This window comes from Gemmatimonadales bacterium (genome assembly GCA_036279355.1).
Lineage (GTDB): Bacteria > Gemmatimonadota > Gemmatimonadetes > Gemmatimonadales > GWC2-71-9 > DASQPE01.
Genome location: DASUJH010000012.1, coordinates 16,725 through 38,628 on the forward strand (window position 1 = coordinate 16,725; position 21,904 = coordinate 38,628).

Sequence of the window (21,904 nt, forward strand, 5' to 3'; positions counted from 1 at the left end):
ACCCGCTGCCGCTCAGGCCTCGGCGCCCGCGAGCTGAGCCGCGTCGATGTCGAAGTTGGACGAGACCTTGGAGACGTCGTCCAGCTCCTCGAGCGCCTCCATCAGCCTGAGGATGCGCTCGGCGTCGGCGCCTTCCACCCGGACGGTGTTTTTCGGCACCATCGCGAGCTCGGCCGAATCGATTTCGATCCGGTGGGCCTTGAGCGCATCCTGCACCGCGTGCAGATCGTTGGGCGGCGTCGTGACGACGTACTGATCGCCGTCCCGGGCGAAATCTTCGGCGCCGGCGTCGAGGGCGGCCTCGAGCGTCGCGTCCTCGTCGTTTCGCGAAGCGTCGAGGTAGATCTGCCCTTTCCGGTCGAACATCCACGCCACCGAGTTGCTCGCGCCCAGGTTGCCCCCGTTGCGGCTGAACGCGTGGCGGATCTCGGCGACGGTGCGGTTCGGGTTATCGGTGAGCGTTTCGATGAAGATCGCGGCGCCACCGGGGCCGTAGCCCTCGTAGGTCAGCTCCTCGTAGCTCGACCCCTCCAGCTCGCCGGTGCCCTTCTTGATGGCCCGCTCGATGTTGTCCTTGGGCATGTTGACGGCCCGCGCGGAGTCCACCGCAAGGCGAAGCCGGGGATTGCCGCCGATGTCGCCGCCGCCCGCCTTGGCGGCAACGGTGATTTCCCGGATGACCTTGGTCCATGCCGACGCACGGCGGGAATCGGTCACCGCCTTCTTGCGTTTGATCTGCTTCCATTTGCTGTGCCCGGCCATAGCCGAACTCCTTGCGACGACCGAAGTTGGAGCTAAACGCCGGAATCTAGTCCTGCGCCGGGCGGCGGGCTAGTCGCGCGCCGGAAAGCTCACGCGCCCGCGCGGCCCGCGCCGCTTGGGCCAGCGCCTCGCCGGCCTCCGGCCCCGCGCCTTCGCGCGCCGGGGCGACCAGTTGACTCAGCACCTGCACGGCCACCGCCGGATCGCCGGCGCTGAGCTCGGCGATCCCGGCAGTAAGCGCGCGCCGGAGCGGGGGCGGCAAGGTGAGGCTCGAGAGCCGATGCTCCAGCGCCGCCACCCGCCGCCGGTGCGCCCGCTCGGCGGGCGGCGGGTCGGCAAAGAGGTCCTGCGCCACGCGCAGCGTGAGCCAGAGCGCAAAGATGCCGTCGCGCCGCGGGCCGCGCCCCGTGCGCGGAAGCTGCGCGAGCAATGCGCTCGCCGCCGGATCCCATCCGTTCAGGCCAGCGTCCGGCATAGCGCGCTGAAGACGGCCTCTGGTTGAATTTCCCGCATGCAGAAGTGGTGGCCCAGCGGGCAGCCGTCGCTGCCGTCCCGGCTGCACGGGCGGCAGGAGAGACTCCGCTCGAGCACGGTCGCGCGGTGGGCGTTGTACGGGTAGCCGCCGAAGGCGCGCACGGTGGGTCCGACGAGCGCCACGAGCGGCGTGCCGACCGCGGCCGCCATGTGCATCGCGCCGGTTTGTCCGGTAATGACGGCGGCCGACCGCTTGAGCACGGCCCCCGTCATCTGCACGCTCAGGGCTCCGGCCGCGTTCACCGTACGGGTGCTGCTCCGGACGGCGAGGTCGGCGGCAAGCGCGGTGTCGTCGGCTCCGCCCACCACAATCGCATCGGCTCCGGTGCCCGTCACCCGCCGAACCAGCTTTACCCAGTGCTCCAGTGGCCAACGCTTGGTGGCCCGCGAGGCGCCCGGCGCAAAGGCGACGAACGGCCGCGCTTGCCCGAGCCCCGCCTGGGCCAACCACGCCTCGGCCTGCGCCACCGAATCGTCGCTCAGAAAGAATTCGGCGGGTCCGCCGTCCGGCACCACGTCGAGCGCCTTTGCCGCGTCGAAGTAGCGCTCGGCCAGCGGGATGTCCTCGGGGTAGATATTCCTTTTGGTACGGATCAGGACCTCGCGTGCCACCGTGTAGCGTGGCGCCGTCTGCCAGCCGCCCGGCGCGAGCACGCGCAGCAGCCGGCTCCGCGGGCCGCCATCCAGGTCGAGGCGGTAGCTGAAGCGCGACGCCCGGACCCGTGCCGCGATGCTCAGGAGCGAGGCCCCCGGGGTGAGGCCGATGACCTCATCCACGTGCGGGTTGTCGAGCAGGAGCGGCGCGTGGCGGCGGTAGGTCAGCACCGTGAGCCGCGCGCCCGGATGGCGCGCGCGGATGGCGCGGAGGAGCGGCGTGGCGAGCAGCACGTCGCCGATGGAGCCGAACCGCACCGCGAGGATCTGCTGTGAGAGCATGACGGCGGGGATCACGCCGGAAAATGTACGGGCGGCGCCGGGAGCGTGCCAGCGTGCCGGCCGCGCGTCGAGGGCGCCCCCCGGCGCGTTGAAAGCGCCCGTCACGACCGGTACCTTTCGCCTATGACCCGGCCCAAGAGCATTCTCTGGGTGGACGATGAGGTGGAGAGCCTCACGTCGCACATCCTGTTCCTGCAGGAGCACGGCTTCACGGTCGAGACTGCCACCCACGGCGACGACGCGATCGTTCTGCTCCAGCGGCAGAACTACGGCGTCGTGCTGCTCGACGAGCAGATGCCCGGCCGCCGCGGGCTCGAGCTGTTTCAGTCGATCCGCGCGACCGATCACGCGCTTCCCGTCGTCATGGTGACGAAGAGCGAGGAGCCTGAGACCCTCAAGGACGCGATCGGGTCCGAGGTCTCCGACTATCTCGTCAAGCCGGTCAACCCGCGCCAGATCCTCTCGGTCGTGACCCGCCTGCTCGACGGCGATCGCATTCGCCAGCAGCGGCTCTCCCGCGACTTCGCCACCCGCTTCCGCGAGCTCGAGTCCCGGCGCGCCGCACCGATGGGCTGGCGCGAGTGGGTCGAGTTGGTGGTCGAGCTGGCCGAATGGGAAGTGCGGCTCGGCCAGGCGGACGAGCCGGGCTTGCAGGACGCGCTGCGCACGCTGCAGGACAGTCTTCGCGCCGATTTCGCCCGGTACGTGGCGAGGCATTACTCCGGCTGGCTGCACGAGGCCCACCGCGACCGGCCGCCGCTTTCGGTCGACATCGGCACCGAGTTTCTCCGCCCGCTCCTCGAGAGCCATCGGCGCGCCATGCTCGTCGTGGTCGACTGCCTCCGCCTGGATCAATGGGCGATGCTCCGGCCGCTCATCGCCCGCCGGTTCGACATCGAGACGGCGCACTACTTCTCGATCCTGCCGACCGCGACGCCGTTCGCGCGGAACGCCATCTTCAGCGGGCTCTTTCCGGCGGAGATCGCCGCGCGCTATCCGCAGTGGTGGAGCGACGGCGGCGACGAGGCGAGCCTCAACGGCTACGAGGCCGAGCTGCTCGGCGAGCAGCTCCGCGAGCTCACCGGCCGCGCCACGCCGGTGCGCTACGAGAAAGTCTTCACCTCAGCCGACGGCGACGGGCTGCTCAAGCGGCTGCCCGCGCACCTGGCGCAGGAGGGCGTCACCGCGCTGGTCTTCAACTTTATCGACCAGCTCACCCATGGCCGCACCGAGAACTCCACGCTGTACGAGGTGGCGCGCGATACGCCTTCGCTCCGCAACCTCACCCGCACCTGGTTCGAGCGCTCGCCGCTCTGGGACGCGCTGCGCGAGGCGGAGCGGCGCGGGGTGCCGGTGTTGCTCACGACGGATCACGGCTCGATCCACTGCCACACGCCGGCCACGGTCTTCGCCAAGCGCGACACGACCTCGAACCTGCGCTACAAGTTCGGCGACGATCTCCGGGCCGAGGATCCCGAGGCCGCGCTCGTGGTCGAGGACCTGCCGAGTTTCGGCCTCCCGGCGCAGCTTCCGACCACGCGGCTCCTGCTCGCCACCGGCGACCGCTTCTTCGTCTACCCGACCAAGCTCAGAGAGTACCAGGCCCGCTACCGGGGATCGTTCCTCCACGGCGGCATCTCACCCGAAGAAGTAGTGCTGCCGATCGCGCTGCTGCATCCGAGGCGCGGGTAGTGGCGGCGTCCCGATGCAACGCGACCGTCCTCCTGGTGGCGGCCTTTGCCGCGGATACGCTGGCCCATCCGCAGCTCCATCGGCGCGCGCTCGCGCGGCTGGGCTGCAGGGTGGTGGCGCTCGACCTGGACCGCGGGCCCGGTTGGGTGGGCCGGCTCATCGGGCGCACCACGCTCCAGCACCGGCTCGGTTGCGCGCTCGCCCGCCACGCACCCGATCTCGTGCTCGTGCTCGACGCGCCGGCAGTGCCGGCCGAGACGGTCGCGAGCCTCCGGCGCGCGTCGCATGCGAAGTGGATCTGCTGGGTCTCGGACGAATTGGACGGCGCCCGGCTCGCCGCGCTCGTGGCGGCAGCGCCGGCCTTCGACGCCGTCTTCGTCGCCGGGATGGACGCGGCCGAAATGCTGGACGAGGTTGGCCTGCCGCGCGCCGGCTATCTCCCCGCCGGCTGCGATCCCTCGGTCCATCGGCCGCTCACCGCGCGCGACCGCTTCCGCGCCAACGTCGTCTTTGCCGGCCATGCGACGGCGCGGCGCGAGCGGCTGCTCGGTCAGCTCACCGAATTCGGCCTCGCCGTGTGGGGGCCGGGCTGGCGCCGCACGCCGCTCCGCGACTACTGCCGCGGCGAGCGGCTGAGCCTTCCGGACTACGTCCGGGCGTACGCCGGCGCGTCGGTCGGCGTCAACATCCACCGCGACGAGGATCGGCCGGGCGCCGGCTGCAACCGCCGCCTGTTCGAGCTGGCCGCCATCGGCGTGCCCCAGGTGTGCGATGCCAGGTCCGATCTCTGCCGTCACTTCGAGCCGGGCGCCGAGGTGCTGGTCTATCACGACGAGGGTGAGCTCAAGGCGCTCGTGCGCGAGACGCTGCACGATCCGGCCGCCGCCGGGCAGCTCGCCGCCGCCGCGCGGCGCCGCGCCCTCGAGCAGCATACGCTGATGCATCGCATGGCGGCGCTCCTCGATACGGCGCTCCTGAGCCATGCCGTCTGATCTGCTCCTCACCCACGCGTTCCCGCCGATGGGCGGCGGCCTCGCGCGCTGGATGGCGGAGGTGGCTCGGCGCTATCCCGCACCGGGCATCGTGGTCTCGACCGGTGCCGATCCCGAGAGCCAGGACGTGGACGCCACGTTTCCCGGCGACATCGATCGCCTGCCGCTGCCGCCCAAGCAGATGCGGACGCTACAGGGCCTGCTGCTCTGGTCTCGCCGCGCCGCGGTGCTCGCGCGGAGCCACCACACGCGGTTCATCTGGTGCGGCGACATTCACCACGCCGGCTACCCCGCCAAATGGACGCTCGAGCGCGTGGGAACGCCCTACGGCATCCTGGTCCACGGCACCGACCTCCTGCTCTTACAACATGAGATCCACCGCTCGGCCCTCACGCGCCGCACCGCGGCGGCGCTGCTTGGTGCGGCGAGCGTGCTCGTCGCCGTAAGCGAGTGGATCCGCGGCCACTGCCTCACGGTGCTGCGCGAGCTCGAGCTCGACGCGTCCGCCGACCGGGTGCGCTTCGTGCCGCTGGGCAGCGATCCCGACTTCTTCCGGCCCGGTGTTCCGACCGACGCCGTGCGCGAGCGCTACGGACTCGGCGACGGGCGCTGGATCCTCTCGCTCACGCAACTGGCGCCCGATCGGGGCCTCGACATCGTGCTGCGCGCGCTCACCGAGCTGAACGACACCGAAGCCGACGTGCGCTACGCCATCGTCGGCACGGGCGAGGGCCGGCGCGAGCTCGAGGCGCTCATCGCCGAGCTCGGCCTCGGCGGCCGCGTGCGCCTCCTGGGCGGCGTGCCCGACGCCGACCTTCCGGCGCTCTACAACCTGGCGCGGGTATACGTCGGCGTCTCCGGCAAGTCGGCGCTCAGCGTGGAAGGGTTCGGCATCGCGCTCGCCGAGGCGGCGAGCTCGGGGCGCCCCGTCGTGGCGGCGCGGAGTGGCGGGCTGCCGGAGGCGGTGCAGGACGGGCACACGGGACTGCTGGTGGATGCCGAGCATCCGGAAGAAGTGGCGGAGGCAATCCGGCGCCTGCTGCGCGATCCGGGTCTGGCCGACCGGTTCGGCGCCGCCGGGCGGCGGGAGATCGAGCGCTACTACAACTGGGACAGGGTGGCGGTGGATCTGGCCGGCATCGCGGCGAGCGTCACTTCGGAGGCGGGCGGGGAGCAGCCGGCGCCACGCGACCTCGAGCGGATCTGAATCGGCGGCGCGGCGCGCGATGTCGCCGCTACGCCGCCGTGGCCGGCTCCGCGGGATCGAGCGTGATGGCGCCGCTTGGACACCCCTGCACGCACGCCTCGTCGAGCGGCGACCACTGCTGCACCGGCGCCAGCACGTGTGCCTTGCCCCGGCGGCCCAGGCGAAAAACGGTCGGCGCCTGAGCGGCGCAGACGCCGCATCCCACGCACCGCGTCTCGTCCACCTGCACGCGCACCCAGCGGGTCGGGTGCAGGCCGGGCCCGAGCTGGTCGAGCCGGCAGCCGAGGCGGTCGAGCGCATCGAGCGTAGCGGCGTAACCCGCGTCGAGCAGCTCGGCCGTGCGGTCGAAGGCGAACATGGAGATGTCTTCCACCGGCGGTTGCACCAGCACCAGCGGGGGGCCCTTCCAGTGGCGCAGCGTCGCCTCGATCTGGGTTTGCATCACGATCTCGAGCCCGCGGATGTAGGTCGCGGCGAAACCCTGCTTCTCGATGTCGGCCCGGCGCACGCTCGTCGCCGCCACGTTCACCGCAAGGATGGGCCACGAGGCCGCGGCTGCTGCGACGCGCACCGGAAGGTTCTCGAGCACCGCGCCGTCCACGTACCAGCGTCCGCGGATCTCGCGGGGCGGAAAGATGCCGGGAAGCGCGCAGGAGGCGAACACCACGTCGGCGAGCGGTGCATCGTCGAATCCGGGCACCCCCCACGCGACCTGGGCGCCCGAGTTGATGTCGACGGTGTTGATGAGAAGACGGCGGCGGACATCGCGGAGATTGCACTCGCCCACCAGCTCGGCGATCAGCATCTCGAGCGGCTCGCGGCGGTACACGGCGGGCGAGAGCATGCGGCGGAGCGCCATGTCGGCGTGCGCTACCTTGAACACGTGGCGCCGCTGCACCGCGAGCGCCCGCGCGCGCATCTCGTCGGTGGGGATCCCGCAGGCCCATGCCGCGCCCACCAGCGACCCCATGCTCGAGCCGACCACGAGCGCCGGCGTGAGCCCCCGCTCGTCGAGCGCCTGAAACACGCCGACGTGAGCGAGGCCCTTCATACCCCCGCCACTCAACACAAGTGTGAACGGCGTGATCTGCCCCACCTGCTTGCCTCGGGAGATATTGGCCACGTAACCTTGCGCTCGCATGGGCATGTGCAATCCTGGTGCCACCGGTAGCCAATCTCGAGCCCGATGCCGACACTTGCAGTGATCCCGGTCAAGAACGAAGCTCCCGAGGCGCCGGCTCCGGAGGCCACGCCCCGCGCCGGACTACCCATCGGCCCGGCCGCGGTGCTGCTCGATCGCTGGCGGCGCGACCGGTTTTTCCGCCTTGGCGCCGTGCTCGTGGCCGTGGTGGTGATGGCCGCCGCCTTCGCACCGTGGCTCGCGCCACACGATCCGATCCACGGCGACCTGCGCGACGCGTACCTCCTGCATCCGAGCCTCCACTACCTCCTCGGCACCGACTCGGAGGGGCGCGACGTGCTGAGCCGCGTCCTCTATGGAGCGCGGCTGTCGCTCGCCGTGGGCGTCATTTCGCAGGCGGTGGCGGTGACGCTGGGCGTGTTGCTCGGACTCGTCGCCGGCTTCTACGGCCGGTGGGTCGATGCGCTCATCATGCGGCTCGCCGACATCACGCTCGCCTTTCCCACGCTGCTCCTGCTCATCGCGGTGGCGGCCGCGGTGCGGCCGTCGCTGCCGCTCGTGTTCGTCGTCATCGGCGTCGTGGGCTGGGCCGGGATGGCGCGCATCGTCCGCGGCCAGGTGCTCGTGCTCCGGGGCGCCGAGTACGTCACGGCGGCGCGGGCGCTCGGCGCGCGCGACCGGCGGGTCCTCTGGCGCCATCTCTTGCCCAACGTGCAGGCGCAGGTCATCATCGCCGCCACCCTCGGCGCGGCCGGCGCCATCATGGCCGAGGCGGCGCTCTCGTTCGTCGGGCTCGGCGCGCAGCCGCCGACGCCGAGCTGGGGCGCCATGGTGGCTGACGGGCGCGACCTGCTGCGGGTGGCGCCGTGGGTCTCGTTCGCGCCCGGCATCGCGATCGGCATGGCGGTGCTCGGGTTCAATCTCGTGGGCGATGCGCTCCGGGAGGCGTTCGATCCCCGGCTTTGACGTGGGCCGCCTTCGGGCGGAAGAATTTCCCTGGACCGCCGAGGCGATCTACCTGAACGCCGCCGGCATCGGCCCGCTGCCGGAGCGCACCCGCCGCGTGGGCGAAGAGTGGGCGCGGATGAAGGCGGCGCCGCACCAGCTCCCGGACCGATTGCTCTACGCCACGCTGACCGACGCGCGCCGGCTGGCCGCGCGGCTCATCAACGCGGAGCCCGATGAGATCGCGCTCGCCACCAACACGAGCTACGGGCTCAACCTCGCCGCCCGCGCGCTCCCGCTCGGCCCCGGCGACATCGTGCTCGCGAGCGACCGCGAATTTCCCGCCAACGTGTATCCCTGGATGGCGCTCCGGGACCGCGGCGTCGCGTTCGAGCTGGCGCCGACGACGGCCGAGGGATGGCCGGACGAGGACGCGCTCGTCGCGCGCATCGCGGACCCGCGTGTGCGGGTGCTCGCGGTGTCGCTCACCCAGTTCGCCAACGGCTACACGGTGGACCTGGCGCGGCTTTCCGCGGCAGCGCGGGAGACGGAGACCTTTCTCGTGGTCGACGCGATCCAGGGCGTGGGCCAGCTTCCGGTCGACGTGCGCGCCATGCCCGTGGATGTGCTCTCCTGCGGGGCGCAGAAGTGGCTGCTCTCCCCCTGGGGCTCGGGCTTCGTGTACGTGCGGCGCGAGCTCATCGCGGCGCTCCCGCCCGCCGATGTGGGTTGGCTCGCCTTCGAGGGCACCGACGATTTCACGCGGCTCACCGGATACGACACCCGCCTGCGCGCCAACGCGCGGCGGTACGAGCTGGTGACGCTTCCGTTCCAGGACTTTGCCGGAATGAATGCGTCGCTCGGCCTGCTGCTCGAGCTTGGGATCGACGAAATCCGCCGCCACCTGGCCCGCGTGTGTGACCCGATTCTCGAGTGGGCGGCGCGGCGCGGTATGCGGCTCACCTCGCCCTGCGGTCCACGCGATCCGCACGGGTCCGCCATTCTCTGCATCGAGCTGCCGGACATCGCCGCCGCGCACCAGGCGCTTCGCGCGGCGGGTGTGACCGCCACGGTACGCGAGGGCGCCATCCGCCTGAGCCCCCACGTCTACAACACTCCCGAGGAGCTGGCCCGCGTCGCGGACGTGCTGGACCGCGCGCGCTGACTCCTCTCACCTCAACCGGCTACCCCCATGGCGCAATCCTTCACCGATATGCTGCGCGACGGCTACGGCTTCACCGACCCTTCGGTGATCCTCGGCGCGGCCGTCGACGGCCAGCACACCTATCCCGAGCCCAAGATCAAGATCCCGCTCGGTATGATGAACCGGCACGGGCTAATCGCCGGCGCCACCGGCACCGGCAAGACCAAGACGCTCCAATTTCTCGCCGAGCAGCTCTCGGCGGCTGGCGTGCCGGTGTTCGCCGCCGACATCAAGGGCGATCTCTCCGGCATCGCGGTGCCGGGCGAGGCGAACGACAAGATCGCCGCCCGCGCAAAGGACGTGGGTTATGACTGGAAACCCAAGGGCATCCCGACCGAATTCGTGAGCCTGAGCGGCAAGCTCGGCGTGCAGCTCCGCGCCACGGTCAGCTCGTTCGGTCCGATTCTCCTGGCCAAGGTGCTCTCGCTCAACGAGACCCAGTCGAGCGTGCTGGCGATGGTTTTCAAGTACGCAGACGACAAGGGACTGCCGCTGCTCGATCTGCCGGACCTGCGCGCCCTGCTCCAGTTCCTCACCTCGGACGAAGGCAAACCGGAGCTCGCCCAGTACGGCGGGATGTCGACCGCGTCCGTCGGTGTGCTGCTCCGTAGCATGGTGGAGCTCGAAACCCAGGGAGCCGATCAGTTCTTCGGCGAGCCGGAGTTCGACGTGAAGGAGTGCCTGCAGACGACGTCGGACGGGCGCGGCGTCGTCACCTGCCTCGAGCTGGCCGACGTGCAGGATAAGCCGAAGCTCTACTCGACATTTCTCATGTGGCTCCTGGCCGAGCTGTACCATAACCTGCCCGAGGCGGGGGACCTGCCCAGGCCGAAGCTGGTGTTCTTCTTCGACGAGGCGCACCTGCTCTTCGACGACGCCTCGAAGGCGTTCCTGGAGCAGGTGGAGCAGGTGGTGCGGCTCATTCGCTCGAAGGGTGTGGGCGTCTATTTCGTCACCCAGACGCCCAAGGACGTGCCGGACTCGGTGCTGGCGCAACTGGGCAACCGGGTGCAGCACGCGCTCCGGGCGCACACGCCGAACGACGAGGCCGCGCTCCGCGCCACGGTGCGCACGTTTCCCAAGACCGGCTTCTACGATCTCGAGGAAACGCTTACATCGCTCGGCATCGGCGAGGCGGTGGTGACCGCGCTCGATCCGCGCGGCGTTCCGACGCCGGTCGTGGCCGCCCGATTCATTCCGCCCGAGTCGCGCATGGGGCCGCTCACGCCGGACGAGCTGCAGGCCGACGTGCGGCAGTCGCCGCTGCTCGCGACGTACGGGAAGGCGGTGGACCGGGAGAGCGCGCGCGAGATGCTGGCGAAGCGGATGCAGCAGACCGAGCCGGCGGGCGACGGGGCGGGTGGCGGCACCGCGCAACCCGCCAAGAGCGGACGAGCTGCCAAGACGATTGCGCAGGTGGCGGGCGGCGCGCTGGTCGGCGCGCTTACGTCGTCCTTCGGGCGGACCGTCGGGCGCGAAGTGGTGCGCGGAATCTTCGGGATGCTCGGCGCCAAGCCAAGCTCGGGGAGTCGGCGCAGCCGCTGGTAGCGCGCGGTTCGGCGCGCCGCCGCGCGCCGCCGGTCAACTCAGGACGAGCTTTACGTAATTCTTCTTGCCCTTCCGCAGCAGCACGAACCCGCGGCCGCCGAAGTCGTCGGCCGTGAGGCGAAGGTTGGCGTCGGCGATCGGCTCGCCGTTGAGATAGTAGCCGCGGCCCTGGACGCCGCGCCGGGCCTCGCCCTTCGATGCGGCAAGGCCCGCGAGCACCAGCGCGTCGACCAGCGCCATCCCTTCCCCCAATCGCGCGCGCGCGATCGTCACCGCCGGCATGTCGCTGTTCTCGGCGATCGCGGCGAGCGCACCGTCGCTCCCGCCGCCGAAAAGCGCCGTGCTCGCGTCGCGGGCCCGCGCCGCCTCGTCGGCGCCGTGCACCAGCTCGGTCACCGCAAACGCGAGCCGCCGCTGACCCGGCCTGCGGGCCGGATCGGCAGCCTGATCGTTCATGACCGCGGCGATCTCGTCGACCGGCAGAAACGTGAACAGCTTGAGATAGCGCTCGACGTCACGGTCGTCGGTGTTGAGCCAGAACTGGTAGAACTTGTACGGGCTCGTCTTGGCCGGGTCGAGCCAGACGTTGCCCTCCTCGCTCTTGCCGAACTTGGTCCCTGCCGCCGTCGTGATGAGCGGGAACACGAGCCCGTGCGCGGCGCGCTGCTCCCGCCGCGCGATCAGCTCGATCCCGGCCGTGATGTTGCCCCACTGGTCGCTCCCGCCCATCTGCAGCTCGCAGCCTTCCGCGCGGAACAGGTGCCAGAAGTCGAACGCCTGGATCAGCATGTAGCTGAACTCGGTGTACGAAATACCGGTCTCGAGCCGGCTCCGCACCGACTCCTTCTGCAGCATGTAGCTCAGGGTGAAGTGCTTGCCCACGTCGCGGAGGAACTGCATGAGGCCGAGGGGCCGGAGCCAGTCCGCGTTGTTGCGCATGATCGCCGCATTTGCCGCCGCTTCGGCACCGCGGGCGCCGGTCGCGGGCGCGCGGAACTCGAGGAAGCGGCCGAGCTGCGCGCGGATGGCCGCGGCGTTGGCGTCGATCGCATCGAGCGGCAGCACGGGCCGCTCGCTCCGCTTGCCGCTCGGATCGCCCACCATGCCGGTGCCGCCGCCCACGAGCGCGATGGGAGTGCCGCCGGCGCGCTGAAGCCAGGCGAGCCCCATCACGGGCACGAGGCTCCCGACGTGAAGTGAATCCGCCGTCGGGTCGAAGCCCACGTAGGCCGTGATCGGCCCCTGCCGGAGCCGCTCGGCAAGGCCGGGCGTCGCGTCATGCACGAAGCCGCGGGTCTGATAGATCTGGAAGAGATCGGGCACGCGCAAAGCGTAAGCGGTACACGCTTTTCCTGTCCAGTTCCCCCGGCTAGCTTTGGCGGATGCCCCACCGGCTCATCGCGTCGGCCGCCAGGATCTGGCACACGCCTCGGCACCGTCGCACCCTGCTCGTCGCCTCGCTCGCCGCCGTCGTGTTCGGGTTCGCCGTGTTGCTCGCGGCGTGGACCCGCGCGTGCGCCGGCAACACCTGCCCCTCGATCGAAGGGCTCGACCGTTACGATCCGAACCAGGCCTCCAAGGTTTACGCCGCCGACGGCCGCCTTATCACCGATCTCGGGCTGGAGCGGCGCACGGTGGTCCCGGTGGGCGAGATGTCGCCCTACGTGAAGGCCGCCTTCATCGAGACCGAGGACAAGCGCTTCTACAGTCATCACGGCATCGATTGGCTCAGGTTCTTCGGCGCCGTCCGGACCAACATCTTCCGGCTGCGCTTTGCCGAGGGGTTTTCGACCATCACGATGCAGCTCGCGCGCAATCTCTGGCCGGAGGACATCAGCGGGCGGGACAAATCGCTGCGCCGGAAGCTGCGCGAGGCAAAGGTGGCGCTCGAGATCGAGCGGAAGTATCCCAAGGACAAGATCCTCGAGCTCTACCTCAATCAGATCCCGCTCGGCAACGGCGCCTACGGCGTGGAGGCCGCCTCCCAACGCTACTTCGGCAAGTCGGTGCGCGAGCTGAATCTCGCCGAGGCGGCCACACTCGCGGCGATCCCCAAGGCGCCGGCCTACTACAATCCGCGCCGCCACCCCAACTCGAATGTCCAGCGCCGCAACACCATCATCAACCTGCTGCGCGACGACGGCCTGTTGAGCGAGCGCGAGGCCGAGCGCTGGAAGGCGTACCCGCTGCTGCTCTCGTCTCGCTCGGACTATAGCGGCGTCGCCGAATATTTCGTCGAGTACGTGCGGCAGCAGCTCGATGCCCGCTTCGGCCCCGATCTCTATCGCTCGGGGCTCCGGATCTACACCACGCTCGACCTCGACATGCAGCAGGCCGCCGAGCGCGCGCTCGAGGCGCGGCTCGAGGCCATCGAGAACGGCGCCGACGGCAAGTTCCCCCACACCACTTACCAGCAGTACCTCGACGCGCGCGCCGACGCGCCCGAGGACACGCTCAACGCCACCACGCCCTACCTGCAGGGGCTGCTGGTGACGCTCGAGGCCAAGACCGGCGCGATCCGCGCCATGGTGGGCGGGCGCGACTTCGACGACAGCAAGTTCAACCGCGCGACGCAGTCGCGCCGGCAGCCGGGCTCGACCTTCAAGCCGATCGTCTATTCGGCGGCGGTGGAGGCCGGCTACCCGCTCTCGTACGTGATCGCCGACGACCCGCTCGTCGTCGAGATGACGCCGCCGCAGGGCATCTGGACGCCGCAGAACTACGACAACGAGTTCGAGGGCCCGATGACTCTGCGCCGGGCGCTCATGGTCTCGCGCAACATCGTCGCCGTGAAGCTCGGCATGCAGCTCGGCGAGCAGGCGGTGATCGCCGAGGCGGCCAAGTTCGGGCTCACCACGCGAATCCCGCCGGTGCCCTCCATCAGCATCGGCTCGGCCGACGTGATTCCGATCGAGATGATCGCGGCCTACACGACGTTCGCCAACCTCGGCGTGCGCACCGTGCCGAACGCGATCCTCCGGGTCGAAGACCGGAGCGGCAAGATCGTCTGGCAACCGATGGTGCGGTCCGAGGTGGTGATGGATACGCTCCACGCCTGGCTCATGAACGACGTGCTGCGGGACGTGGTGCGCCACGGCACCGCGTACTCGGCAGTCACGGCGCGCGGATTCAAGGTTCCGGCCGGCGGCAAGACCGGAACCACCAACGACGGCAACGACGTCTGGTTCATCGGCTTCACGCCCGACCTCGTCACCGGCCTCTGGATCGGCTTCGACCAGCCGCAGAAGATCAAGTCCAACGCGCAGGGCGGCATTCTCGCGGCGCCCGCGTGGACCGCGATGATGACCGAGGTGTACGACCGGCGCCCGACGCCGGCCGCGTGGCCCCGTCCCGCTGGGCTCACGGTGCAGGACGTCGACCGTACCACCGGCTATAAGGCGACGCCGTTCTGTCCCAAGGACGACCACTACATCGAGTCGTTCATCCCCGGCACCGAGCCGACCCAGTTCTGCCCGGTGCATTCGCCGTTCAACGTTGGCGGTGCCGGCGGAGTGATGGGCGGGAACGGACCGCCGGGTGCAGCGCCGGGCTCGCCGGCACCGGCCGTTGGCGCGCGGGTGTTCGTGCCGGGCGCGGATCCGCCCGAGGGGCCGACCGCGCCCGCGGCGCCACCGTCCGCCGCTCCGGTACCTGCGGGCGTCATGGGCGGTCAGGGGCCTCCCGGCAATGCCGCGCCCGCTCCAGCGCCCGCTCCAGCGCCCGTCCCCCCGGCCAAACCTGCGGCCGGTCCGCGACCTCCCCGCTGACGTGCCGGCCTGCCGGCTGAGCGCCGGGTGGGCGCTGCCCGTCGAGGGGTCGCCCATCGCTCAGGCCGCCGTGCTCATCGATCCCGACGGGCGCATCGCCCGCGTCGGCCCCGAGGCCGAGGTGCCGGCGCCGCCCGACGTGCCTGCGTCGCGCCATCCGGACGCTGTGCTCGTCCCCGGTCTCGTCAACGTGCACACCCATCTCGAGCTCACTGGCCTCGGAGGCGAGGTCGACGATGCGGAATTCGCCGAATGGATCCGGCATCTGCGCGAGCGCAAGGCCGCCCGCGCGCCCGACGCTTGGGCGGAGGCCGCGCGGCGCGGCGTGGCCGACTGCTGGGCGGGCGGCGTCACGACCGTCGCCGATACGGGCGACAGCGGCGCCGTCATCCGCGCGCTCGCCGAGCTGGGCGGCACGGGCATCGCCTACCAAGAAGTGTTCGGGCCCCATCCGGAGCAGTGCGCCACCAGTCTCGCCGCGCTCGTCGAGTCGGTCACCAGGTCGAGCCGCTTCGCGTCGGAGCGGGTGCGGATCGGCGTCTCGCCGCACGCACCGTACACGGTGAGTGGCCCGCTCTACAGCGGAACGGCCGCGTGGGCCCGCGGCGCCGGGCTTCCGATCGCGGTGCATCTAGCCGAATCGCCCGCGGAGACGCAGCTTCTTCGCGGCGCCGCGGGGCCGTTCGCCGAGGCATGGCGCCGCCGGGGCATTCCGGCGCCGGCACAGCCCGGGTGCTCGCCGGTGGCGTGGCTCGAGCGCCATGGCGTGCTCGGCCCCGACACGCTGGCCATCCATGTGGTACAGGTGGACGCCGACGACATCGCGCGCCTCGCCCGGGCCGGCTCCGCCGTGGCGCACTGCCCGCGCTCGAACCGCCGCCATGGGCACGGCGCCGCGCCGCTCGGCCGCTTGCTCGCCGCGGGGCTCAGGGTCGGCCTCGGCACCGACTCGGAGGTGAGCGTGGGTGCGCTCGACCTGCTGGCGGAAGCGCGCGCGGCGCGTGAGCTGGCCGGGCTCAGCGCGGATGGGGCGCTCGAGCTTGCGACGCTGGGCGGCGCGCGCGCGCTCGGGCTCGAAGGCGAGATCGGAAGCCTGCTACCGGGCAAATGGGGGGACATCGCGGCCGTGCGGGTCGAGCCCGGCACGGCGGATTCGCTCGCGGAACGCGTGCTCGAAAGCCGGAGGGACCACGTTGTGGCCACGTACGTCGGGGGCCGGCAGGTTTACCGGAGACCGGAAGCATGAAGATCCAGCGGCAGGCCGCGATTCTCAGGATCGTCCGCGAGCAGCGCATCCAGAACCAGGAGCACCTGCGACAGGCGCTCTCGGGGGAAGGGTTCGCCGTGACGCAGGCGACGCTCTCGCGCGACATCCGGGAGCTGGGGCTCGCCAAGCTCACCGACCCGCAGCAGGGTGCGTACTACGCGCACCCGCCCGACAGCGGCATCCGCCCCGATCTCTCCCACGTGCTGCCGACGCTGCTGGTGAGCGCCGACGGCGTCGGCCCGATTCTCGTGCTCAAGACGGCAACGGGCGCGGCCGGCGCCGTCACCGCCGCGCTCGATCAGGCTGGCTGGAGCGAGATCATCGGTACGCTCGCGGGCGATGACACGGTGCTCATCATCACGCGGAGCGAGCGGCTGCGGCGCGTGGTGGCGAAGCGGATCGAGGAGCTGATACGATGACGGCGGATAACCGCCGCGCTCCCTTGCCGGGCTCCCGCGCTGCCGGTTACGATTCCAGCGTCATCTTTGTTCCCGCAGTCCACTGGGAATCCGTTCGTTCTGGGTCGAGAGGCGGCTCGTGCGTTGTCTGGCGCTGAATGCTTCGTTCGAGCCGCTCACCATGGTGCCGGTGCGGCGGGCGCTGCGGCTCGTCATCGAGGGTAAAGCGGAAATCGTCGAGGCGGACGGCGGCGACGTCGTCCGCAGCGAACGCCTGACGCTGCCCAAGCCCGCCATCATCCGCCTCGTCAAGTTCGTCCACGTCCCCCGCCGCTTCCGTCGCCAGGTCACCAACACATTCCTCTTTGCCCGCGACGGCTACCGGTGCCAGTTCTGCCACCGCGGTCAGACCGAGCTGCGCCACCGCGAGTGCCTCACCCGCGATCACCTGGTGCCGCTCTCGCGCGGCGGGGACAACGAGTGGACCAACGTGGTCACGGCGTGCAGCACCTGCAATACGCGCAAGGGGAATCACCTGCCGGGGGAGTGCGGCATGCACCCGATCACGCCCCCCCACGAGCCGCACTTCGTCCACCTCTCGTGGGCGGTGCGCCGGCTCACTGCGCCGCAGGCCAAGTACATCCGCCTCTTCTACGGCGAGGCGGCGCTCCGCGCGCTCGGCGGATCGATCGCGTAGTCCGCGCGATCGATCGCGCGGAGCAGGCGCCGTCCCGAGCGCGCCATCCATGCGCCCGCCCCCCACCCGATCGCGGCCCCGCATACGGCCCCGAGCCACTGCGTGAACGGCGCCGGCTCGAACCCGAAGACCCACGGCACCACCACCAGTCCCGCCACGGCTGTTGCGAGGAGCACGAGCGCCGCGCTCGCGGGTGCCGTCCACCCCTGTCGCGTCCAGTAGCCGAGCACGGCGAGCCACGCCGCGATCCAGAGAGCCGTGACCCAGGCGGTGTCGGCACCGAAGGCGTGGTGAAACGGCAGCAGCAGGCTCCACCCCCACTGCGGGCTAAGCGCGCGGGCCGCTTCCCGGGTGGCGCTCCCCGCGCTCACCCGCGCCACGAGCCGATTGCCCACGAGCACGCCGGACATGCGTACCGTGTCCGCCGGGCCTGCCGCAAAGGCCGACGCCACGCGCAGGGCCGGCGGGCGCAACCGGAGGTCGACGGCGTGCGTGCGGAGGCGAAACACGAGGTCGACGCCATCCTGCCCGAGCAGCGCGATTTCATTCTTGTCCCCGTCGAAGATGCTCGCGACCGGCGCCAGGCCCGGCGTCGGGCCCGCGGGCACGGCGATGGCCTGGAACGTGGCGGAGTCGAGGAGCAGTGCGCGGACCCGCGCTGAGTTCCGGAGGCGGCCTTCCGGAATCTCTGCTGGACCGATGTCGGCCGAGACCACCTGCCCACGGAATCGCTCGAACTGCTCGAGGTCGGGCGCGTGCTGGCCCCAGTACACGCTGCGCGGCAGCGACGGCGTCAAGGCGTACGCCGTCACGACCGCCTGCGCAATCCAGACGAGCGCCGCCGCCGCGGCAAGGCGCCGCGCCGGCGCGGACCTCGGCGTGAGCCACGTACGCGCAGTGTTCGCAATGAGCGCGCCGAGGGCGCCGCCCAGCGTGTTGGTCAGAAAGTCGCTGAGCGACGCATCCCGGCCGACGATGGCGGAGTACTGCAAGAGCTCGATGCATCCGCTCGTGACGGCGGCAATGAGGATGACCCGCCGCCAGCGGACGCCGGCCAGCGTCAACCCGATGCCGAACGGAATGAAGAGGAGGACGTTGAGCGTGACGTCCACGCCGCCGAGGTCACCGCAGACCAGGCACCAGGTGGGAAGCTTGGCGACGAGGCGGGCCTGGTCGGGCGCGGGCGTCAACGTCGCGAGGAAGATCGCGACCAGGCCCATCGCGGTGATACTCGCGCCGAGTCGGAGCCGGGTGCGCACCATGCCCGAAGATCTTCGGGCGGCTGCGGCGCGACAAGGCGCGGTCCGCGCATCGGTGCTCCGTTCGTATATTCCGCGCATGAATCCCGACGCCGCCGCAGCCCACGTCTTCTCGGTCGACGTGGAGGAATACTTCCAGGTGCTCGCCTTCGAGCGCGCTGTGCCGCGCCGGGCGTGGGAGTCGTTGCCGAGCCGGGTGGAGGCGAGCGTGGACACGCTGCTCGAGCTGCTCGCGCGGCACGGCGCGAGTGCCACGTTCTTCACCGTCGGCTGGGTGGCGGAGCGAAAGCCCGCGCTGATACGGCGCATCGCGGCCGCGGGGCATGGCATCGCGGCGCATAGCTGGTGGCACCGGCGGGTGACGAGTCTCGCGCCGGGCGAGTTCCTGGAGGATGTGCGCCGCTGCCGCACGGTGCTGGAGGACATCGCGGGGGTGCCGGTCGTCGGATTCCGCGCGCCGAGCTTTTCGATCGTGCCAGGTGCCGAGTGGGCGTTCGATGCGCTGATCGAGGCCGGCTATCGGTACGACTCGAGCATCTTCCCGATCCGGCGTCCCGGTTACGGCTATCCTGGCGCGCCCACCGAAGCGTACCGGGTGCAGCGCCCCGCGGGCTCGCTGCTCGAGCTGCCGATGGCCACGACGCTCTTTGGCCCGGTGCGGGTGCCAGCCGCCGGCGGGGGCTACTTCCGCCAGCTCCCCTATGCCCTCACCGCGCGCGCGCTCGAGGAGCACAGCTCGGCCGGCAAGTCGGCGATGTTCTACATCCATCCCTGGGAAATCGATCCCGGGCAACCGCGCCTCGCGGTCTCCCCGCTCACCCGCCTCCGCCACTACAACGGTCTCGGCCGGACGCTCGGCAGACTCGAGCGGCTGCTCGGGCAGTTCCGCTTCACCTCCGCCGAGCGGCGGTACGCCCTCGGATGACGGTCGCAATCGAGCGCTACAAGGGCGAAGGCGGAGAATGGAACGCGCGGGTCCGGGCTCAGGCCGGGTGGACCCACTTTCATCTTTACGAGTGGCGTGGCGTGATCGAGCGCGTCTTCGGCCACGAATGTGTGTACCTCGGAGCGCGCGACGGGCAGGGCGCGCTCACCGGCGTGTTGCCGCTCGTGCGGGTGCGGAGCCGCCTCTTCGGGCACTATCTCGTCTCGATGCCGTTCGTGAACTACGGCGGCCCGCTGGGCGACGAGGAGTCGGTGCGCGCACTCGCGGACCATGCGCTGGCACTCGCGCGCGACGGCGCGGTCAAGTTGCTCGAGCTCCGAAGTCGCGTGCAGCTCCCGATTGCGCTGCCGGTGTCACATCGCAAGGTGACCACGCTGCTCGACCTCCCCGCCGACCCCGACGCGCTCTGGAAGGCGCTCGGCGCCAAGCTCCGGAGCCAGATCAAGCGGCCCCAGAAGGACGGCGTAGAAGTGCGCTTCGGCCTCGACCAGGTCGAGCCGTTCTTCGCCGTCTTCGCCGAGCACATGCGCGATCTCGGCACGCCCACGCAACCGAAGGCGCTGTTCCAGGCGGCGGCCGATGCGTTCGGCGAAGATGCGTGGTTCGGCTGCGCGTATCTCGGCGGGCGTGCGATTGCGTGCGGGGCCGGCTTCCGCTGGGGCGGCGAATTCGAGATGACCTGGGCATCCGCGCTCTCGGCATACAATCGCGTCGCGCCCAACATGCTGCTCTACTGGGAGTTCATGCGGCGGGCGGTGGCGGAACGCGTCGGGGTATTCAATTTCGGCCGGAGCACGCCGGGCGCCGGCACGCATCGGTTCAAGCGCCAGTGGGGCTCGCGCGACGAGCCGCTCTGGTGGTATCAGCACGCGCGCGGCGGGACGACCGGCACGCCTTCACCGGACGACGCGGCGTACGCGTGGGGCCCGCGCCTCTGGCGGCGGCTGCCGCTCCCGGTGGCGACGGCGCTCGGTCCGCGCATCGTGCGCTGCATCCCGTGAGGCTCAGAGCCCAGCTTCCGGTCTACTCGCCGCTGCCGCTCGGCGCGCTGGCTTCAGGGTTCGGCGCGCTCCTGGTGCGCGGCGCCCGCGATCGCGTGGTGGAGCGCGTGCGTGCGGCGCTCACGGCTGCGTATCACCCGGCAGGCCTCCTGCTCACCGACAGCGGCACGAGCGCGCTCGCGCTTGCACTCAAGCTCGCGGCGCGCGAGCGCCCCGGCCCCGCGGCGCTGCCGGCTTATTGCTGCTACGACATCGCGACGGCGGCGGACGCGGCGGGTGTGGAGTTCCTGCTGTACGATCTCGACCCGGCCACGCTCGGCCCGGACGAGGCGTCGCTCCGGCGCGCGCTGGATGCGGGCGCGGGCACCGTCGTGGTCGCGCATCTCTACGGCATCCCGGTGGATGTTCCGGCGGTGACCGCGCTCGCACACGCGGCGGGAGCGGTGGTAATCGAAGATGCGGCACAGGGCGCCGGCGTCTTGTTCGGCGATGCCCCGGCCGGCACCCTCGGGCGCTGGGGCGTGCTGAGCTTCGGACGCGGCAAAGGCGTGACGGGCGGGCGGGGCGGGGCGCTGCTCGCGAACGCACCGGCCACCGTGGGCGCCGCGTCCAGCACCGTTGGCGATGCCTTTGCGTCGCAGCGCGATTCACTGGCCGCGGCGCGCACATCCCTCCGCGAGCCGGTGGCGCTCTTTGCCCAGTGGCTCCTCGCGCGGCCGGCCGTGTACGGCGTCCCGCTGTCGCTGCCCTTCCTTCGGCTGGGCGAGACGGTCTATCGCGCGCCCGCGCCGGCCGCGCATCTCTCACCGTTCGCTGCCAGCGTGCTGGCTCGAACGATTCGCCTCGGGGCCGCCGAGGCCGAGCGGCGGCGCGCCAATGCCAAGCGCCTGCTCGCGGCGGCCCGCTTGGCCCCGGGGCTGGAGTTGATTGATGAGCAACCGGACGCTGTCGCGGGCTACCTCCGCTTGCCGCTTCGTGCCGGTGCGAACGCGCGAGCGGCGGCGGATCAGCGTTCCGCGCACCGACTCGGCATCTGGCCCGGCTATCCGCGGTCGCTCGCCGATCTCCACGGGTTTGGGGAGCGGCGGGTGCCATCGGCCGACGGGTACCCCGGCGCGCGCGAGCTTGCGCGCCGGCTCATCACGTTGCCGACCCACGGCCGCCTTGGCGAGGCGGATCTGGTGCGGCTCGGACGGTGGATGGCGCGCGGCCGGCCGAGCTAGCTGGCGCCGGCGGCGCGAATCGTGCAAACGGACAACGCGCTCAGCTCAATTCCTCGCACGCCTGACCGATCCCGGCGAAATGCTGGGGACGTTTTGGCGCGTGTATAATCATGAGCCATCAAGAATCAGTCGATTGGAACGCAATCGGATCCGATAAGCGGTTTGCGCACAGTCGCTTGTCGGGCTGCTACGGCTCGCGTTCGGGTCGGCTGGACCGTTCTTTGCCGAAAGTCAGCGTCCAAGTACTGGCGCCCCGACGGCGCGCCCAGTTTCTCAAACGCTGCTAATGGCAAAGCCTGCGAAAGCGGTGACGCAGAGCCACGGAGCTAACTCGATTACCGCATAGGTGGTGGTCGACACGCCAGCCGGGCCGCCAGCGATCGGA

The 21,904-nt window shown here is 70.9% G+C and carries 19 protein-coding genes and 1 riboswitch; of the genes, 13 read left to right on the forward strand and 6 right to left on the reverse strand.

Going from position 1 to position 21,904, the window contains the following annotated elements:
- Positions 1-12: 12 nt before the first annotated feature.
- From VFW66_02630 to VFW66_02640, 3 genes are read right to left on the reverse strand one after another with little or no spacing between them, the layout of a single operon-like run.
- The gene (locus tag VFW66_02630) at positions 13-762 is read right to left on the reverse strand and encodes a YebC/PmpR family DNA-binding transcriptional regulator (GenBank protein HEX5385576.1); all 750 of its coding nucleotides are present in this window, start codon (positions 760-762) and stop codon (positions 13-15) included.
- Between the two features lie 46 nt (positions 763-808).
- Positions 809-1,237, reverse strand: a complete 429-nt coding sequence (locus VFW66_02635; protein ID HEX5385577.1) for a hypothetical protein — start codon at positions 1,235-1,237, stop codon at positions 809-811.
- The gene (locus VFW66_02640; protein HEX5385578.1) at positions 1,219-2,247 is read right to left on the reverse strand and encodes a glycosyltransferase family 9 protein; all 1,029 of its coding nucleotides are present in this window, start codon (positions 2,245-2,247) and stop codon (positions 1,219-1,221) included. The genes VFW66_02635 and VFW66_02640 overlap by 19 nt, the downstream gene beginning before the upstream one ends.
- Before the next feature lie 108 nt (positions 2,248-2,355).
- Between VFW66_02640 and VFW66_02645 the strand changes: the two genes are divergently transcribed.
- Genes VFW66_02645 through VFW66_02655 form a run of 3 tightly spaced genes read left to right on the forward strand, consistent with a single transcriptional unit; the run spans position 2,356 to position 6,123 of the window.
- Positions 2,356-3,924 (forward strand): response regulator, encoded by a 1,569-nt coding sequence (locus tag VFW66_02645; protein ID HEX5385579.1) that lies wholly within the window; start codon positions 2,356-2,358, stop codon positions 3,922-3,924.
- Positions 3,924-4,916, forward strand: coding sequence for a glycosyltransferase (locus VFW66_02650; protein HEX5385580.1), 993 nt, complete (start codon positions 3,924-3,926; stop codon positions 4,914-4,916). Before VFW66_02645 ends, VFW66_02650 begins: the two co-directional genes overlap by 1 nt.
- The gene (locus VFW66_02655; protein HEX5385581.1) at positions 4,906-6,123 is read left to right on the forward strand and encodes a glycosyltransferase family 4 protein; all 1,218 of its coding nucleotides are present in this window, start codon (positions 4,906-4,908) and stop codon (positions 6,121-6,123) included. Before VFW66_02650 ends, VFW66_02655 begins: the two co-directional genes overlap by 11 nt.
- A 28-nt stretch (positions 6,124-6,151) precedes the next feature.
- Here VFW66_02655 and VFW66_02660 read toward each other — a convergent pair whose 3' ends face one another.
- Entirely contained in the window at positions 6,152-7,264 is a 1,113-nt protein-coding gene (locus VFW66_02660) for a patatin-like phospholipase family protein (GenBank protein ID HEX5385582.1), read from the reverse strand.
- A gap of 45 nt (positions 7,265-7,309) precedes the next feature.
- Between VFW66_02660 and VFW66_02665 the strand changes: the two genes are divergently transcribed.
- The 3 genes from VFW66_02665 to VFW66_02675 are packed head-to-tail and all read left to right on the forward strand — an operon-like array spanning position 7,310 to position 10,961.
- Positions 7,310-8,230 carry an ABC transporter permease gene (locus tag VFW66_02665; protein ID HEX5385583.1) on the forward strand — a complete coding sequence of 307 codons (921 nt, stop codon included), beginning with the start codon at positions 7,310-7,312 and terminating at the stop codon, positions 8,228-8,230.
- A 1-nt stretch (position 8,231) separates the two neighbouring features.
- Complete coding sequence (locus VFW66_02670) at positions 8,232-9,374, forward strand: aminotransferase class V-fold PLP-dependent enzyme (protein ID HEX5385584.1); 1,143 nt, start codon at positions 8,232-8,234, stop codon at positions 9,372-9,374.
- 27 nt (positions 9,375-9,401) lie between these two features.
- A complete protein-coding gene (locus VFW66_02675) occupies positions 9,402-10,961 on the forward strand; it encodes a helicase HerA-like domain-containing protein (protein ID HEX5385585.1) in 1,560 nt (519 codons plus the stop codon).
- A 33-nt stretch (positions 10,962-10,994) separates the two neighbouring features.
- Here VFW66_02675 and tyrS read toward each other — a convergent pair whose 3' ends face one another.
- Positions 10,995-12,284 (reverse strand): tyrosine--tRNA ligase, encoded by a 1,290-nt coding sequence (gene tyrS / locus VFW66_02680; GenBank protein ID HEX5385586.1) that lies wholly within the window; start codon positions 12,282-12,284, stop codon positions 10,995-10,997.
- Between the two features lie 59 nt (positions 12,285-12,343).
- Here tyrS and VFW66_02685 point away from each other — a divergent pair, with 59 nt between their 5' ends.
- From VFW66_02685 to VFW66_02700, 4 genes are all read left to right on the forward strand, one after another.
- Complete coding sequence (locus tag VFW66_02685) at positions 12,344-14,728, forward strand: PBP1A family penicillin-binding protein (protein ID HEX5385587.1); 2,385 nt, start codon at positions 12,344-12,346, stop codon at positions 14,726-14,728.
- 1 nt (position 14,729) lies between these two features.
- Entirely contained in the window at positions 14,730-15,974 is a 1,245-nt protein-coding gene (locus VFW66_02690; GenBank protein ID HEX5385588.1) for an amidohydrolase family protein, read from the forward strand.
- Positions 15,971-16,414: a hypothetical protein gene (locus tag VFW66_02695; GenBank protein ID HEX5385589.1), complete on the forward strand. Its 444-nt coding sequence runs from the start codon at positions 15,971-15,973 to the stop codon at positions 16,412-16,414. The genes VFW66_02690 and VFW66_02695 overlap by 4 nt, the downstream gene beginning before the upstream one ends.
- Before the next feature lie 118 nt (positions 16,415-16,532).
- Positions 16,533-17,090 (forward strand): HNH endonuclease, encoded by a 558-nt coding sequence (locus VFW66_02700; GenBank protein HEX5385590.1) that lies wholly within the window; start codon positions 16,533-16,535, stop codon positions 17,088-17,090.
- On the opposite strand, the gene VFW66_02705 is transcribed toward VFW66_02700, so the two are convergent.
- Positions 17,045-18,352 (reverse strand): VanZ family protein, encoded by a 1,308-nt coding sequence (locus VFW66_02705; GenBank protein HEX5385591.1) that lies wholly within the window; start codon positions 18,350-18,352, stop codon positions 17,045-17,047. The two genes, VFW66_02700 and VFW66_02705, sit on opposite strands and share 46 nt — an antisense overlap.
- 76 nt (positions 18,353-18,428) lie before the next feature.
- Between VFW66_02705 and VFW66_02710 the strand changes: the two genes are divergently transcribed.
- Genes VFW66_02710 through VFW66_02720 form a run of 3 tightly spaced genes read left to right on the forward strand, consistent with a single transcriptional unit; the run spans position 18,429 to position 21,519 of the window.
- Positions 18,429-19,274, forward strand: a complete 846-nt coding sequence (locus tag VFW66_02710; protein ID HEX5385592.1) for an XrtA system polysaccharide deacetylase — start codon at positions 18,429-18,431, stop codon at positions 19,272-19,274.
- Positions 19,271-20,296, forward strand: coding sequence for a FemAB family XrtA/PEP-CTERM system-associated protein (locus tag VFW66_02715; protein ID HEX5385593.1), 1,026 nt, complete (start codon positions 19,271-19,273; stop codon positions 20,294-20,296). The genes VFW66_02710 and VFW66_02715 overlap by 4 nt, the downstream gene beginning before the upstream one ends.
- The gene (locus VFW66_02720; protein ID HEX5385594.1) at positions 20,293-21,519 is read left to right on the forward strand and encodes a DegT/DnrJ/EryC1/StrS family aminotransferase; all 1,227 of its coding nucleotides are present in this window, start codon (positions 20,293-20,295) and stop codon (positions 21,517-21,519) included. The genes VFW66_02715 and VFW66_02720 overlap by 4 nt, the downstream gene beginning before the upstream one ends.
- A 278-nt stretch (positions 21,520-21,797) precedes the next feature.
- Positions 21,798-21,897: riboswitch (cyclic di-GMP riboswitch) on the forward strand.
- The last annotated feature ends 7 nt before the right edge of the window (positions 21,898-21,904 follow it).